This window comes from Pseudenterobacter timonensis (genome assembly GCF_900021175.1).
Taxonomy (GTDB): Bacteria; Pseudomonadota; Gammaproteobacteria; order Enterobacterales; family Enterobacteriaceae; genus Enterobacter; species Enterobacter timonensis.
This window is the reverse complement of sequence record NZ_FCOP01000010.1, coordinates 464,105-479,663: the sequence shown is the minus strand read 5'-3', so window position 1 is coordinate 479,663 and position 15,559 is coordinate 464,105. Positions and strand designations below refer to the sequence as shown.

Annotated in this window: 15 protein-coding genes, 1 tRNA gene and 1 pseudogene; 9 read left to right on the top strand and 8 right to left on the bottom strand. The window is 56.9% G+C overall.

Translation table 11 applies throughout. From position 1 onward, the window contains the following. Nucleotides 1-52: 52 nt before the first annotated feature. Both BN3796_RS04735 and BN3796_RS04730 read left to right on the top strand, forming a co-directional pair. Entirely contained in the window at nucleotides 53-766 is a 714-nt protein-coding gene (locus BN3796_RS04735) for a DUF554 domain-containing protein (protein ID WP_061707230.1), read from the top strand. A 95-nt stretch (nucleotides 767-861) separates the two neighbouring features. Next, nucleotides 862-937: transfer RNA gene (locus BN3796_RS04730), tRNA-Phe, on the top strand. Between the two features lie 353 nt (nucleotides 938-1,290). On the opposite strand, the gene gss is transcribed toward BN3796_RS04730, so the two are convergent. Further along, a complete protein-coding gene (gene gss / locus BN3796_RS04725) occupies nucleotides 1,291-3,153 on the bottom strand; it encodes a bifunctional glutathionylspermidine amidase/synthase (RefSeq protein WP_061707229.1) in 1,863 nt (620 codons plus the stop codon). A 198-nt stretch (nucleotides 3,154-3,351) separates the two neighbouring features. Here gss and yghU point away from each other — a divergent pair, with 198 nt between their 5' ends. Further along, the gene (yghU, locus tag BN3796_RS04720; protein WP_061707228.1) at nucleotides 3,352-4,218 is read left to right on the top strand and encodes a glutathione-dependent disulfide-bond oxidoreductase; all 867 of its coding nucleotides are present in this window, start codon (nucleotides 3,352-3,354) and stop codon (nucleotides 4,216-4,218) included. A gap of 3 nt (nucleotides 4,219-4,221) precedes the next feature. Here the strand turns inward: yghU and BN3796_RS04715 are convergent, their stop codons facing one another. Further along, nucleotides 4,222-4,962 carry a substrate-binding domain-containing protein gene (locus tag BN3796_RS04715; RefSeq protein WP_061707227.1) on the bottom strand — a complete coding sequence of 247 codons (741 nt, stop codon included), beginning with the start codon at nucleotides 4,960-4,962 and terminating at the stop codon, nucleotides 4,222-4,224. Then, on the bottom strand, nucleotides 4,962-6,014 hold the full coding sequence (locus BN3796_RS04710) for an ABC transporter substrate-binding protein (protein WP_061707226.1): 1,053 nt from the start codon (nucleotides 6,012-6,014) through the stop codon (nucleotides 4,962-4,964). Before BN3796_RS04710 ends, BN3796_RS04715 begins: the two co-directional genes overlap by 1 nt. 194 nt (nucleotides 6,015-6,208) lie before the next feature. Here BN3796_RS04710 and BN3796_RS04705 point away from each other — a divergent pair. Beyond that, nucleotides 6,209-6,561, top strand: a pseudogene (locus BN3796_RS04705) (glycine zipper family protein). Between the two features lie 163 nt (nucleotides 6,562-6,724). Next, the gene (gene fucR, locus BN3796_RS04700; RefSeq protein ID WP_061707225.1) at nucleotides 6,725-7,462 is read left to right on the top strand and encodes an L-fucose operon activator; all 738 of its coding nucleotides are present in this window, start codon (nucleotides 6,725-6,727) and stop codon (nucleotides 7,460-7,462) included. 7 nt (nucleotides 7,463-7,469) lie between these two features. Here fucR and BN3796_RS04695 read toward each other — a convergent pair whose 3' ends face one another. After that, on the bottom strand, nucleotides 7,470-9,038 hold the full coding sequence (locus tag BN3796_RS04695; RefSeq protein ID WP_061707224.1) for a methyl-accepting chemotaxis protein: 1,569 nt from the start codon (nucleotides 9,036-9,038) through the stop codon (nucleotides 7,470-7,472). 434 nt (nucleotides 9,039-9,472) lie between these two features. On the opposite strand from BN3796_RS04695, the gene BN3796_RS04690 reads away from it, so the two are divergent. Continuing rightward, nucleotides 9,473-10,513 carry an aldo/keto reductase gene (locus BN3796_RS04690; RefSeq protein ID WP_061707223.1) on the top strand — a complete coding sequence of 347 codons (1,041 nt, stop codon included), beginning with the start codon at nucleotides 9,473-9,475 and terminating at the stop codon, nucleotides 10,511-10,513. A 652-nt stretch (nucleotides 10,514-11,165) separates the two neighbouring features. On the opposite strand, the gene BN3796_RS04685 is transcribed toward BN3796_RS04690, so the two are convergent. Both BN3796_RS04685 and BN3796_RS04680 read right to left on the bottom strand, forming a co-directional pair. Next, nucleotides 11,166-11,654 (bottom strand): TIGR00645 family protein, encoded by a 489-nt coding sequence (locus BN3796_RS04685; protein ID WP_061707222.1) that lies wholly within the window; start codon nucleotides 11,652-11,654, stop codon nucleotides 11,166-11,168. A gap of 81 nt (nucleotides 11,655-11,735) precedes the next feature. Beyond that, complete coding sequence (locus BN3796_RS04680) at nucleotides 11,736-12,236, bottom strand: ESA_00282 family adhesion-associated protein (RefSeq protein WP_061707221.1); 501 nt, start codon at nucleotides 12,234-12,236, stop codon at nucleotides 11,736-11,738. Nucleotides 12,237-12,338: 102 nt separating this feature from the next. Here BN3796_RS04680 and BN3796_RS04675 point away from each other — a divergent pair, with 102 nt between their 5' ends. From BN3796_RS04675 to BN3796_RS04665, 3 genes are all read left to right on the top strand, one after another. Then, on the top strand, nucleotides 12,339-12,743 hold the full coding sequence (locus tag BN3796_RS04675; protein ID WP_061707220.1) for a hypothetical protein: 405 nt from the start codon (nucleotides 12,339-12,341) through the stop codon (nucleotides 12,741-12,743). A gap of 1 nt (nucleotide 12,744) precedes the next feature. Further along, nucleotides 12,745-13,203: a hypothetical protein gene (locus BN3796_RS04670; RefSeq protein ID WP_061707219.1), complete on the top strand. Its 459-nt coding sequence runs from the start codon at nucleotides 12,745-12,747 to the stop codon at nucleotides 13,201-13,203. 105 nt (nucleotides 13,204-13,308) lie between these two features. Then, nucleotides 13,309-14,205 carry an SDR family oxidoreductase gene (locus tag BN3796_RS04665; RefSeq protein ID WP_061707218.1) on the top strand — a complete coding sequence of 299 codons (897 nt, stop codon included), beginning with the start codon at nucleotides 13,309-13,311 and terminating at the stop codon, nucleotides 14,203-14,205. A gap of 69 nt (nucleotides 14,206-14,274) precedes the next feature. On the opposite strand, the gene exbD is transcribed toward BN3796_RS04665, so the two are convergent. Continuing rightward, a complete protein-coding gene (gene exbD / locus BN3796_RS04660; RefSeq protein WP_061707217.1) occupies nucleotides 14,275-14,694 on the bottom strand; it encodes a TonB system transport protein ExbD in 420 nt (139 codons plus the stop codon). A gap of 4 nt (nucleotides 14,695-14,698) precedes the next feature. Beyond that, entirely contained in the window at nucleotides 14,699-15,430 is a 732-nt protein-coding gene (gene exbB / locus BN3796_RS04655) for a tol-pal system-associated acyl-CoA thioesterase (protein WP_061707216.1), read from the bottom strand. Nucleotides 15,431-15,559 lie beyond the last annotated feature (129 nt).

Genomic DNA, 15,559 nt, shown 5'->3' with positions numbered 1-15,559 from the left:
GTGACACATGTCATAATTATTTTTTTACGTGTTGCACCTAAAAGGAGTTCCCGTGGTTGTCGGACCGTTTATCAATGCCAGTGCCGTGCTGCTGGGAGGCGTGCTTGGCGCACTGCTAAGCCAGAGATTACCGGAGCGTATTCGCTCATCGATGCCTTCCATATTCGGCCTGGCCTCTATGGGGATCGGCATCCTTCTGGTCATCAAATGCGCCAACCTGCCGGTGATGGTGCTGGCGACGCTGCTCGGCGCGCTGATCGGTGAGTTTTGCTTCCTTGAAAAAGGGATCAACAAGGCGGTCGGCAAGGCGAAGACGCTCATCTCCCGTCCCGGGCAAAGCAAAAGCGGCGCGCATGAGTCGTATATTCAGAGCTTTGTGGCGATCATTATTCTCTTTTGCGCCAGCGGTACCGGGATTTTTGGCGCCATGCAGGAGGGGATGACCGGCGATCCAAGCATTCTGATCGCCAAAGCTTTTCTCGACTTTTTTACCGCCACGATTTTCGCCACTTCTCTCGGGATAGCCGTTGCGGCAATCTGCGTACCGATGCTGCTCATCCAGCTTGCGCTGGCTGCCTGCGCTGGCCTTATTTTACCGCTCACTACGCCGGCGATGATGGCCGATTTTACAGCGGTCGGCGGTCTGTTACTGCTGGCGACCGGTTTGCGCATCTGCGGGATTAAGATGTTTGCGGTGGTGAATATGCTGCCCGCGCTGGCGCTCGCCATGCCGCTTTCCCTCCTCTGGAGTCGCTTTTTCGCCTGATTTCGCGGCAACCTGGCGAGAGAGTGTGCACTTCGTTGCGAAAACAATAAATTTCGTTGACGCCGGGCAGCGGATCGGGTTTAATGCGCCCCGTTGCCCGGATAGCTCAGTCGGTAGAGCAGGGGATTGAAAATCCCCGTGTCCTTGGTTCGATTCCGAGTCCGGGCACCACTTTTCTTCTTTTCCTTCCTGTAAATCTCAATCTCCATATACAGATTCAATAACCTGGCGGAAGCTTCTTCCCAGTGTATCTCTCTTTCTCTCTATATTAGCGACTTGTGTTGATCAGCATAGTTCGGTCAAAGATTGATGACTACATGGCATTACCCGATAAATAAGCCCGCTCTGCAAACCTACCTACAAGCTAAAGCTCTTTTATTTCTCTGAAATAGAACCTTCTCGATAAGGTTCATCGAAAAAGTATGAGGGTGCTTTTATCCGCACCGGAAGATCTTTGCCTAAAACGCGCTATGAAAACAATCAAAGCCTCCCCGCAAGGCCGCGCCTGCGGAGAGGCTGTAAAGTTACCGCTCTTTTTCCACCATTAACGGCTCGATATCGCTCTCTTTTTTAATTACCAGCGAATTATCTCCGCGCAGGCAGGTTCCGCCATAGCTGCCGCCGACGGTAAAGGTACAGACCTGAATATACTTGTCGTCAACCTCAGGCAAACACCAGAGCTGCTGATAGATATTTTTGCGATCGGCAAACCTGCCGCTGGATTTATCCAGCAGTTCTTCTTCCGGGCTTATCAGATCGATATTACTGCCGCAGCGCCCGGCAATCGGCTTCACGGCGTAGCCGGTTTTCGCCAGCAGGTCATTCACCTCGAAGTCGGTATCCAGCAGGTAACGGTGGCCAGGAAAGAGCTGCCACAGCACTGGCAGAATCGCTTTGTTACCGGGGATCACCGTCCACAGCGGCTCGAAGACCAGCACTTCCGGGCGCAGCAGCACGTCAATCAGCCGCACCTCGTTCTGCGGATGGCCGGTGCGAATCGGCACGGCGGCGTACTCCGTTTCGCTCACCTCGCGGATCTGCTCCATGGCGGTCTCCCACGCCCAGGTTTTCCAGACGCAGTTGACATGGCGGCCCTCGTCATCAATAAGCTGCCCTGCCGCATCCCAGCCGAGCGCGCCCAGCCCGCGAAGTATTTTGGTTTCAAAACCGGCCTGGATCAGCGAGCGCTGAATAAAGAGCGCGTGGTAATCCTCTTCGATATCATCATCCTGCATAATATGGACGAACGGACGCGCATGGCTGTGCTGCCAGGCGCCGGTCAGCTCTTCCAGCAGCCCTTCAGCCGGGTTATGGCCGGTACCGCGATAGCCCTTTTTCACCCACTCTTCGAGGATCAGCCCGCCTTCGGTGTGGCAGGAGGCGGAATCGGCGTTGTACTCGTAAACCTTCAGGCCGCGCTCATCCATGCAAAAATCGAGACGCCCGGTGATCGCATGGTGACGACGCCACTGCCAGGAGAGTCGCAGACGCGGCCAGAGGATTTTCGGAATATCAAACAGCGCCAGCAGATTGTCATCTTTCAGCACCTTATCGGTTGCGTGGAGATACATCAGGTGCAGCTCGTTGGTCGCTTTGATCAATTCCTGCTCGGCGCTTTCGGTAATGGTGAAGTAGTGACAGGGATCGCTGTTGATCACGTGACCGTTAGCCTGGACGTAGGCTTTTTGCAGAGGATCGTTCTCGTTAAGCCATTTGCCGTCGAACTGGCGGTTGTTTTGCAGCCGGGCGCCGCGGATCTTCAGCAGTTCGCCGTCGATCTCCGGCTGCGGCAGACTATGTTCACTCTCCGCCGTCTGGATCATCCAGCCCAGAATGGTGGTATCGGTGAAGGTATCATGCAGGGTATAGCAGCCGTTCTCCACCGTCAGCTTTAGCTCGCGGGTCCACTGCTGCCCGGCGGGCAGCGGGGAGTGGATCACATTCTGTTCGGCAATGCGCACTCTGTCGCCGAGAAGCTGAGTGATCACCGCCACGTGGCCCGTCTCGTGAAATTCCCCGCCCTTTTCCCAGATCAGCAGCGCTCCGGCCTGCGGCGCGCGGCGGGAGCCGTTGGCGAAGGCCTGCAGCGGCAGAAGATTATCGTTGACCACCTCGCGCAGAAAGCGCAGCGAAAAAATTTCCCACGCCATGCCGACGTCGGTAAAAACAAAGCCGTGGTTGAGGAAGAGGAAACGGCGCGCAAACTCCACGCACTGCCATTTATGTCCCATATACTCGTTGCCGATATAGCTGCGAAACTCCGCATCAGCCGGATAGTGACGCGGATCGAGACTACCGTAATTAGAAGAGTAAATCGCCACGCCACCTGGCGCATACCCCAGCAAGGTTCCAAAAGGAGCGTCGCTGCTTGAATTTCCTTTATGCATTAATCCAACCTAATCAAGGCAGGCGGCATAGGCTGCAAGCGCTGTCGTCTGCACGTTGTTATTAACCAGACAAAGAAAAATTATCATACACCTCTTACTGCGCTTTGGGAGCGTACAGGCGTATGTGCTCAGTTCGTTAAACCTGCTGAAAATCTCCTGCTACACTGCCTCAACACATCCTCAAAAAGGCAGGCCAACATGTCAGACAACACCTATCAGCCACCCAAAGTGTGGGAGTGGAACAAAAACGGCGGCGGCGCGTTCGCCAATATCAACCGCCCTGTCTCCGGCGCCACCCATGAAAAGGCGCTGCCGGTCGGCTCGCATCCGCTGCAGCTCTACTCGCTGGGCACACCCAACGGCCAGAAAGTGACGATTATGCTGGAGGAGCTACTGGCGCTGGGAGTGACCCAGGCGGAGTATGACGCGTGGCTGATCCGCATCGGTGAAGGCGACCAGTTCTCCAGCGGCTTTGTGGACCTTAACCCCAACTCGAAGATCCCGGTACTCTGCGATCGTTCCACTACCCCGCCGACGCGCGTCTTTGAATCGGGCCATATTCTGCTCTATCTGGCAGAGAAATTTGGCCACTTCCTGCCCAAAGATCCGGCGGCCCGCACCGAAACCCTCAACTGGCTGTTCTGGCTACAAGGTAGCGCGCCGTTCCTTGGCGGCGGCTTTGGCCACTTCTACAGTTACGCGCCGGTGAAGATTGAGTATGCGATCGACCGTTTCACCATGGAGGCGAAGCGCCTGTTAGACGTGCTGGACAAGCAGCTTGCGCGCGGACGCTACGTGGCGGGAGAGGAGTACACCATTGCCGATATGGCGATTTGGCCGTGGTTCGGCGGCGTGGCGCTCGGCAGCGTCTATAATGCCGCCGAGTTTCTTGACGCGCAGAGCTACAAAAACGTTCAGCGCTGGGCCCAGGAGGTGGGCGAGCGCCCGGCGGTTAAGCGCGGACGCATGGTGAATCGCACCTTCGGCGAGCCTGCCGAACAGCTTCACGAGCGCCATTCCGCCAGCGACTTCGATACCCAAACCGAAGATAAACGTCAGGGATAATCCTCAGCCGGGCGGTTCGCCGCCCGGACAAGCACCAAACCCCGCCTCCCGCAGGATCGCCTGCGCCGTATCGGATCGTAAAAAATCGGCCAGACGCTGCCCCTGCCTCGTGATCACCGCGCTGGCGTAGACCGCCTGCGGGTTAACCGATTCGGGGAGCGTTATCACCGTCAGCCCTTCCCTCTGCCGCAGCGCGGGCGCATAGCTGGCGTAGCCGATGAAAATCTCCGCCTGGCCGCTATGAATAATCCACTCCGCCGCCATTTTTCCCTGCGGCACCGGCGCGCTGTCGCGCCCGCCCACCAGCGCCCGCGCCGCGCTGTCGCGCCCGCCCACCAGCGCCCGCGCCCGACGGCGAACGCGCGCTCCCGCGTCACCCATGCGGTCAAAGAGGAGCTGCGCATAGTCGCCGGAAGGATCGGCGACAGGGGTGGAAGTGGCGATCCGCAGATCGTCCCGGTCCAGCAGGGCGTGCCACGCCTCTCCTTCCCGCACCCGGTCGCTGCGCACGGTCAGGCAGAGCGAATTGCTGGCGAACGGTAAAACCCGTCGCGCCTTGCCCGCAGTGAGCAACGTCTGCGGATGATCCAGGCTTGCCGAGGCGAAGAGATCGCACGGCTCTCCGGCGCTAATTCGTTCCCGCAACAGCCCGGCCGGGCCGAAGCGGGTTTCAACCGGTTCCGGGAAGTGCGCCATCAGCCTCGGCCAGACGGTTCGCAGGCTGCCAGCCGCCAGCGCGCGCATCAGTCAACGCCCTGATAGTTTGTGCGATAGAAACGCTGATACCAGTCGTTAGCTACTTTGCGAATATCCACATCACGGAACTGCTCGGGGTAGAGTTTTTTCGCCATCCACAGCTCGCCAATGCCCATCGCCTCCGGCATCGGGTAGCCCCAGGCTTTGGCGTAGTCCGGCATCAGGTAGACGCGATGGTTTTTCACCGCATCAATCACCTGCCACTGAGGTGAAGCGTTGATTTCGTTGACCACCGACGGATAGCGATCCTGTACAAAAATCACCTGCGGGTTCCAGGCGATGACCTGCTCCATCGTCACGGTTTTAAAGCCTTTGACGGTCTCCGCCGCTACGTTTACCGCCCCCGCGTGGGCCATCATCAGGCCGGTATATTTGCCGGAGCCGTAGGTGGTCAGATTGGGGTTGGCCATATAGGCGCGGATCCGCTGGCCGGCCGGGATCGACTTGAGGCGCTCGCGCACCAGCTTACGCCCCTGGTCGGTCGCCTCTATCAGCGCTTTCGCCTCCTGCGGCTTATTGACGATATCGCCAATAAGCGTAATCCCCTCGCGCAGACCGCGATCGTAGGCCTGTTCTTCATCGGCCATCGTCGGGTTCATCTTATCCTGCTCCCCCGCCGCGTCGTGACGCAGTGAGATTGCCACGACCGGGATCCCCAGAGCGCTGATGGTGTCGATCATCGCCTTCGGCGCGTAGTTAGTGACAAAGACCACCTGCGGGTGGAGCGCCACCAGCTTTTCGGGATCGACATGGGTAAGATCGCCCAGCGCCGCCTTCTGGTTCAGCTCCGGCGCCAGGCGCGCGTAGCCCTCGCCAAGCTGCTGCTTCCAGTTTGCCATCACGCCGACAATTTTGTCGGTGGCGTTCATCTGCACAAGCAGGTTCAGGGTCTGATGCTGCAATACCACCACCCGATCGACACGATCGGGAATCGTCACCTGTCGGCCAGTCTGATCGGTTATCAGGCGGGAGGCCTGGGAAGTTAACGGGATAAAAATTACTATGCTCAGGGCCAGAGCCCGCCAGAATTGCTGTTTCATAAGACCTCACCTTTTCGTTATGCAAAAAATTATATAACGATTTCCCCTGTCATTGTGAGTGCTTTTCCGCCGTCCACCGCGATTCAGGCATCATTGGCCTACAACCGCGCGCGGTTTACTGGCATTATTCCGCCGCCGCTGGCCTGGGCGAGCGGTCTTGAGTAATTACCACACGCAGTTGCAAAGGAACTGTCATGAAAATGATAAGAACAACGCTGATCATCAGCACGCTGATCTTTTCTGCCTCCGGTATGGCGATTGATAAAACCGGCACCGGGGCGCTGGTTGGCGCGGCCGTCGGCGCGGCGGCGGGCAAAGATGTGAAATCCACCGTCGGCGGCGCCGTGGTAGGCGCAGGCGCAGGCGCAATGCTGAAAAGCGGCGATAAAGGTAAAGCGGCGCGCAAGGGCGGCGCGATCGGCGCGGCCGTTGGCGCAGGCGCGGCAGCGTTGGCGCAGGCGCGGCAGCCCTCACCGGCAAAAGCGTGCTGAAAGGCGCGGCGGTCGGCGCCGGTGCGGGCGGCCTGGTGGGCGAAGCCACCCACTAAGCCCGTGCAGGGCGGGTAATACCGCCCTGCAAGACGCTCCTCCTCTGACCGAAAACCGGCCCCCGTCGCGCTTTTTTTACCCGCTTATTTACAACCCTCCGCTAAACTGGCATCACTCATTTTATCTTTCACCGATCGGGCGCTGAAAAGCCGGAGCCGCACCATGAAGGGTAACCGACAGCAAAGCATTCTCGCGCTGCTACGCGACAGCGACTGGCTCACCACCGGGGCGCTCGCTGACAGGCTCGCCGTCAGCCAGGAGACCATCCGCCGGGATCTCAGGGCGTTACAGCAGCACGGAAAGATCGTGCGCCATCATGGTCGGGCGCGGCTGATTCATCCCCCTAACCGCGACGGTGGCGAGCCGTTTGGCAGCCGGTTAAAAAGCCATTACGCCGATAAGGTGGATATCGCCCGTCACGCGCTGGGCTGGATAAGTGAAGGGATGATCCTCGCCCTGGATGCCAGCTCCACCTGCTTTCATCTGGCGCGCCAGCTGCCGGATATAGAGATGACCGTCTTTACCAACAGCCTGCCCATCTGTCACGAGATGGCGAAACGCGAGCGCATCACCCTTATCTGCTCCGGCGGCACGCTGGAGCGTAAATACCGCTGCTATGTGAATCCCGCGCTGGGCTCGCTGCTGAAGGGAATGGAGATCGACCTGTTTATCTTCTCCTGCGAGGGGGTCGATGAGGCGGGCAATATGTGGGACCCGGCAATGCACAGCGCCGGGTTTAAAGCGCAGCTGCTTAAACGGGCCGCGCAGTCGCTGCTGCTGATCGATAAAAGTAAGCTTAAGCGCGCCAGCGAGGTGAAAATAGGGCATCTTTCCCAGGTGACCGAGCTGATCACCGATGCCCGTTTGCCTAAAATCATCAGGCCGCACGGGGCGGCCTGATAATCCCTTACCCGAGCGGCTCCGCCTCCCGGGCGCTGAGGCGAAATTTCTGCACCGAACGCTGAAGTTCATCCGTCTGGCGCGCCAGCGCGGCGGCGGCGGCGGAGACCTGCTCCACCAGGGAGGCATTCTGCTGGGTGACGCCATCCATCTGACCAATCGCCAGTCCCACCTGCGAGATGCCTCTGCTCTGCTCCTCTGACGCCAGCGCAATCTGCCGCATCAGGGTCGTGACCTCTGTAACGTCGCGCAAAATCGCCTGCATGGTGCTGCCCGTCTCGTTAACCAGATGGGCACCGCGATCCACGCGGGTTACGGAGTCGGCAATAAGCCCTTCTATCTCTTTCGCCGCGCTGGCGCTCCGGCTCGCCAGGTTACGCACCTCTGCGGCCACTACGGCGAAACCGCGCCCCTGCTCTCCCGCACGCGCCGCTTCTACCGCCGCGTTCAGCGCCAGGATGTTGGTCTGAAAGGCGATGCCGTTAATCACGCTGGTGATATCGGCAATCTTGTGCGAGCTGTCAGAAATGCCGCTCATGGTCGCCACCACCTCTTTGACTAACGATTCACCGCGGCCCGCAGTGGTGGAGGCTACCTCCGCCAGCGTGCTGGCCTGCCGGGCGTGGTCAGCGTTCAGCTTCACCGTGGCGGTCAGCTGCTCCATGCTTGCCGCCGTCTGCTCCAGCGCGGCAGCTTGTTCTTCGGTACGCGAGGAGAGATCGTTATTGCCCTGGGCAATTTCTCCTGCGCCGCGCCAGATGTTTTCACTGCCGGCGCGAATGGTGCTTACCGCCTCGCGCAGGCTATCCTGCATGGCGGTAAGCAGCGGCACCAGCTGCCCTACACAGTTACGTCCGATGGGGGCAATCGGCTGGCTAAGATCGCCCTGGGCAATCTGGCGAAAATGCTCACGCATCTGCGCCAGCGGTTTGACCAGCATGGCGACCAGATAGCGGTCGCTAAAGAGAAGGATCAGCAGACCAATAAGGGTGGCGGCGATAATCGCCGTTCGGGTGATGCCCACCAGCTCATCCACCGTAGCGCGGGAGCTGTCGATCCTGTCTGTCGCGGCACGGTTAAACGCGTCGGCGGCGGCGCCAAAGGCGCGGCTGAGCGTCGGCGTCACCTGCCCCGCCTGCTGCCGGTAGCCCTCTGACTGACCCTGCTGCGCCAGTGCCAGCTGGGGAGCGATACCCTGCTCGAGCAAATCCTGCCACGCAGCCAGCATCTGCGCGGAAATCTGCGGATCCATCGGCCCTGGCGATATGGCCTTCATCTCGCTAAGTCTGCTGCGAAGATTATCCAGCGCCTGGCGCGCCGGAGCGAAATCAGGGGTGCCGCCCGTCGCCTGCAGCTCCATCGCACGGCTCAGGCGCGTAACCACGCGAAAATAGGCGTCGTTCCCCTGGCTTACCAGCGTCAGCTGCTGCACCAGTTGTCTGTCAATCTCCTGCCCCTCGGCGACCCGGGAAAGGGACCAGGTGCTGTACAGACCCACGCCTGCCCACATGAAACAAAAAAAGCCCAGCACCATCAGCATGACGCGACGGATCGTAAAATTGCGAAACAGATTCATAGATTATCCTTGCCGTTACGGAGTCTTCGCCCGCAGGCGCCTCCTTTTCCTTTATCGGCAGCAGCTGGCAGAACAATACTTATTTAAGATGAATTTTATAAATATTTACGCTTCTCTTATTTTTTTAAAAATCGCAGCTTCACGCTGGAAAACAGAGCGCATAAAAATAGTATCTTCTTGTTTTTAATATGATTTATTCAGAAGCACTTAATTAATTCCACATATTTAGCGCGTTAATTAAAACGCCTGAATTAGCCATATTGCGCAAAAGGCAAAATTCGCCTCTATAAAAGAAACAGTGTTAAATTGTGGTTATTAAAATATATCTTTCATCCGCAACAGAGCGGCGGGAGGGAAGTCGCATCTCATCAAAATTTATGATTCTATAATGGATGAAAACGCTGTTTCAAAACGCATCATAACAAGGAGACATCATGTCCTGGAACGCCGACCCTGGCCGCTACGAAAAGATGCAGTACCGCTACTGCGGCAGAAGCGGTTTACGTCTGCCCGCCCTCTCACTTGGCCTGTGGCATAGCTTCGGTCATGTCCAGACGCTGGAGAGCCAGCGCGCGCTGCTGCGCAAAGCCTTTGATTCTGGCATCACCCACTTCGATCTCGCCAACAACTACGGCCCGCCGCCGGGAAGCGCCGAGGAGAACTTTGGCCGTCTGCTGCGGGAGGATTTCGCAGGCTACCGCGACGAGCTGATCATCTCCACCAAAGCGGGGTATGACATGTGGCCTGGACCCTATGGCTCCGGCGGCTCGCGCAAATACCTGCTTGCCAGCCTCGACCAGAGTCTGCAGCGGATGGGGCTGGAGTATGTGGATATCTTCTACTCCCATCGCGTGGATGAGAATACGCCGATGGAAGAGACCGCTGGCGCACTGGCCCATGCGGTGCAGAGCGGAAAAGCGCTTTACGTGGGGATCTCCTCTTATTCACCGGAGCGCACTCAAAAGATGGCCGATCTGCTGCGCGAGTGGAAAGTGCCGCTGCTGATTCATCAGCCTTCCTATAATCTGCTCAACCGCTGGGTAGATAAGAGCGGTCTGCTGGCGACCCTGGCGGCTAACGGCACCGGCTGCATCGCCTTTACGCCGCTGGCGCAGGGGCTGCTCACCGGCAAATACCTTAACGGCATCCCGGACGATTCGCGTATGCATCGCGAGGGTAAAAAGGTGCGCGGCCTGACGGAGAAGATGCTGACGGAAGCGAACCTGAATAGCCTGCGCCTGCTCAACGAGATGGCGCAACAGCGCGGGCAAACGATGGCCCAGATGGCGTTAAGCTGGCTGCTGAAAGATGAGCGCGTCACCTCGGTGCTGATCGGGGCGAGCCGTCCGGAGCAGCTGGAGGAGAATGTACGGGCGCTGGATAATCTGCGCTTTAGCGAGGAGGAGCTGAGGAAGATTGACCAGCATGTGGCGGACGGGGAGCTAAATCTGTGGCAGGCGTCATCGGATAAATAATCCCCTCACCCTAACCCTCTCCCCGGAGGGGAGAGGGGACGGTCCGCTGCGGTCTTTTACCCGTTGCCCCACAGAGGGAACCGGCTCCGCACACGCGTTTATCACGCCTTTCTCCCTCTTCCCACCGGGGAGAGGAGACGGTCCGCTGCAGTCTTTTACCCGTTGCCTCACAGCTGGAGCAGACTCCGCACCCGCGTTTATCACGCTTTTCTCCCTCTCCCCACCGGGGAGAGGAGACGGTCCGCTGCGGTCTTTTACCCGTTGCCTCACAGAGGGAGCAGACTCCGCACCCGCGTTTATCACGCTTTCTCCCTCTCCTCACCGGGGAGAGGGGACGGTCCGCTGCCGTCTTTTACCCGTTGCCCCACAGAGGGAGCAGACTCCGCACCCGCGTTTATCACGCTTTTCTCCCTCTCCCCACCGGGGAGAGGAGACGGTCCGCTGCGGTCTTTTACCCGTTGCCCTACAGAGGGAGCAGACTCCGCACCCGCGTTTATCACGCTTTTCTCCCTCTCCCCACCGGGGAGAGGAGACGGTCCGCTGCCGTCTTTTACCCGTTGCCTCACAGAAGGAGCCGACTCCGCACCCGCGTTTATCACGCCTTTCTCTCTCTTCCCACCGGGGAGAGGGCCGGGGTGAGGGGAAGCGCCTCCTACTTCTTACTCAGCTTATCCAGATACCCCATTACGAACGCCGACAGCACGAACGTCAGATGGATAATGACGTACCACATCAGCTTATTGTCCGGCACGTTCTTCGCGTCCATAAATACGCGCAGCAGGTGAATGGAGGAGATAGCGACAATAGACGCGGCCACTTTGTTTTTCAGCGAGGAGGCGTCCATTTTGCCAAGCCAGCTCAGCTTCTCCTTGTGAGGCGCAATATTGAGCTGAGAGACAAAATTTTCATAACCGGAAAACATCACCATCACCAGCAGCCCGCCCACCAGCGTCATATCCACCAGCGACAGGAGAACCAGGATCAGATCCGCCTCGGCAATGGTAAATATGTTTGGCAGGACGTGAAAAATCTCCTGGAAAAATTTGATGGTCAGCGCAACCAGCGCTAAAGAGAGGCCAAAGTAAACCGGCGCCAGTAACCAGCGGGAGGCGTACATTGCATTTTCAAAAAAACGTTCCATATAAACCTGTCAGCAAGCAAAACCAGGTTGAAGTATATCGCAACGCGGTAAACAGATTGCAACAACTAACCCACAAAAACCTTACACTTCTGCCGGGTTAACCTGCGGACGGGCATAGTCCGGCCAGACCAGCGCCACCAGTTCGGGATAAGCTTCCAGGCTAAACTCCCGAAAACACTGGCGCAGGTTAAGCACCTCCAGATCGGAGAAGGCGACTTTTTCCCCGTTCAGGCAGCGCTTTTTGATATTGTCGTAATATTTATAAACGGCGGAATTAAGGTCGCTGCAACGACGCTGGGCCTCAAACAACCCGGGCGTATCGTTTATTTCCGTCATTTTCATTCGCTTAATTGTCGCGTGCAGGAAATCAATATATTCATGATTAACTCGCCAGTACCAGACCGGCGTTATCGCATTCATGAGCGATGAAAAATGATCTTCTCCCTCCTCCTTTGTCAAAGGCTGTGGCTGGGGAGCGGCATCTGCGGGCGGCGTCTCTGTTTTATTAAATTCGCGCATCAATAAAAGCACGCCGGCCGTCAGCAAAAGCAGGGTAATGACAGAATAAAAAATGCTGTTCATGGGTTGGCTCCATTTTTTTTGATTTTAAAATTGCCCCATGTTATTGTCAACGGATCTCACCTCCCGAATAAAACTATCTTTTTGAAAACAAAGGATATTGAAATGCTGCCTGAGCATCTGGTCCCGGCCAGGTTTCACATTACGCCTGAAAAAGAGAAGCCCGAGGCAGCAGAAAAAAATGCCAGTTTAACTCAGGGAAAAACAACCCTCTCCGATTTCGAGGCTGACATATTAATTGGTGTTTCCCACTCCGGTAAATCCCGCAATATGCTGCTGGAAGAGCACGATCGCCATATAAAAGAACGCTTATTTCGCGCGGCGAAGATCGAGGTCTTTGTCCGGCTGCTTAACGACCTGCAGGCTGAAGGCGAAATAGATGCCCAGACATTAAGTGAAATAATGGCCGAAAAAAGCGAAGCGATAAATAAAGAGGGCAACGCAATCTGGCTTAATCTAATTACCCGCGAAACCTCCGCGCCTCTTTTTTATAAGCTGGAGGGTGAATAAGATGAGCGACGCGCCGGAAGATAACATCTGTTTGGCTTTGGATAATGCTAAAAGCGACGAATTTATCTTAAAGCAAAACCTTGATGCGCTTATTCAGCATAAAAATGAAGAGATGGCGCGAATTACACAGGATATGGTTTCTATTCCTGCGGCGCTGGTGCGCCTGAAGTGGCATAACCGCCGTGAAATATATCCCCTGCAGGTGAAAGAAGAGATCTACGGTGCGGCGATCGCCAGTCTGATAGCGCAAAAGCCGGAACTGACCGAAAAGGTTATGGCGCGACTGGAGAGCCATTATCAGCATCTTCTGGCGCGCGAAACTGCCACGCTGCGCCTTACCCGTCTTCTTGCCGAGGGCAAACACCGCACCGCCAGCGTCGCCGCCGTGGCGCTTGACCCGGAGGCCGTTGCCGCCAGAGCCGATTCGCCTGCCTCCCCTCTCCCCGAAAAAGACGCATAAAAATAACCGAAGCGGTAAGAAAATTAAGGATTATCCTGATTATCCCACACAAGCCAGAATTTTCTCCTAAGCTTATCATCTACGTCACAAAACAGGAGATTCCACATGGCAGATAACCAGACGAAAATCCAGGATCCTACTACCCAGTATCACACCGGTGAATATCCGAAGCAGAAGCAACCCGCTCCGGGCGTCCAGGCGAAAATGACGCCGGTGCCTGACTGCGGCGAGCAAAGCTATAAAGGTAGCGGCAGGCTCCAGGATCGTAAGGCGCTGGTGACAGGAGGTGACTCCGGTATCGGACGAGCTGCCGCCATCGCTTACGCGCGTGAAGGTGCGGATGTCGCTATTAACTATCTTCCGGCGGAAGAAGAGGATGCGCAGCAGGTTAAGCAGCTTATCGAAGAGGCGGGCCGCAAAGCGGTGCTGATCCCGGGCGATTTAAGCGACGAGCAGTTTGCCCGTTCGCTGGTGCATAAGGCTCACGAAGCGCTGGGGGGACTGGATATCCTTGCGCTGGTAGCTGGTAAACAGACTGCGGTAGAAAAGATTGCCGATCTGACGACCGAGCAGTTTAAACAGACCTATGCGGTTAACGTCCTGGCGCTCTTCTACATTACCCAGGAGGCGATCCCGCTGCTGCCGGCAGGCTCCAGCATTATCACCACGTCGTCCATTCAGGCCTATCAGCCAAGCCCGCACCTGCTGGACTACGCCTCCACCAAGGCGGCCATCCTGAACTACAGCCGCGGGCTGGCGAAGCAGATTGCCGAGCAAGGGATCCGTGTGAACGTGGTCGCCCCGGGCCCTATCTGGACGGCGCTGCAGATCTCCGGCGGCCAGACGCAGGATAAAATTCCGCAGTTTGGTCAGCAGACACCAATGAAACGCGCGGGGCAGCCTGCCGAGCTGGCGCCGGTCTACGTTTATCTGGCAAGTCAGGAATCAAGCTACGTCACGGCAGAGGTACATGGCGTGTGCGGCGGGGAACATCTGGGGTAAACCCAGTACTCCAGCCCCCTTCCTCATGAAGGGGGCAGACAAAAAAGGCAACTTACGTTGCCTTTTTTATTACTTCGCTTTTTCTTCCCCGACCAGGCCAATCTTCAGGTAACCCGCCTGGTGCAGCGTGTCCATCACCTTCATCATGGTTTCATAGTCGACGGTTTTATCCGCGCGGAAAAAGACGGTGGTATCTTTCTTGCCGCCGGTCAGCGCGTTAAGCGCCGGAATTACCGACGCATCGGTCACCGGATCGTTGCCCAGGAACATGCTCTTATCGGCTTTCACCGAGAGGTAAATTGGCTTTTCCGGGCGCGGCTGCGGCTGACTGGAAGAAGCGGGCAGATTGACCTTCACATCCACCGTCGCCAGCGGCGCGGCAACCATAAAGATAATCAGCAGAACCAGCATAACGTCGATAAACGGCGTTACGTTGATCTCATGCATTTCACCGTTATCGTCCAGATTTTCATTAAGACGCAAAGCCATACTCTTAACCTATACGCAGTTTAGATGCGGCGTGAACCGGCTTTACCGAGCTGGCGTTGAGGTCCAGGTCGCGGCTTTGCAGCAGCAGAACCTGCGCGGCAACATCGCCCAGCGTCGCTTTGTAGCTGCCGATCATACGGGCAAAAATGTTATAGATAACGACCGCCGGGATCGCCGCCACCAGGCCAATCGCCGTCGCCAGCAGCGCTTCCGCGATACCCGGCGCAACTACCGCCAGGTTAGTGGTCTGCGTCTGGGCGATACCGATAAAGCTGTTCATGATGCCCCATACAGTACCGAACAGACCGACAAAGGGTGAAATCGCACCGATGGTCGCCAGATAACCGTTACCGCGGCCCATGTGACGGCCAACGGCGGCTACGCGGCGCTCCAGGCGAAAGCCGGTACGCTCTTTAATGCCTTCGTTATCTTCACTGCCTTCAGAAAGTTCCAGCTCGTTCTGCGCTTCGTTGATAAGCTGAGTAGTCAGGCTTTTTGCGTGGAAAGATGAGGTCAATTCAGATGCCTGATCGAGCGAGCGCGCCTGCGCCAGCTGCTGCTGTTCGCGCTTAAGACGACGCTTCTGGGAGATCAGCTCTGCGCTTTTGCTAAAGAAGATAGCCCAGGTGATCACGGAGGCCAGGATCAGGCCAATCATCACAATTTTCACCACGATGTCAGCATGCTGATACATGCCCCAAACGGAGAGATCCGTCTGCATCAAATTATTACCCACTCTCTATCTCCAGGACGTAAGTCACAAAATCTGAGCATAATAATATCAAAACAACGTCGAATTGATAGTCGTTCTCATTACTATTTACATAGTGCCGCAAAATCGTTTCATTTTCCTTGCGCTTACGCA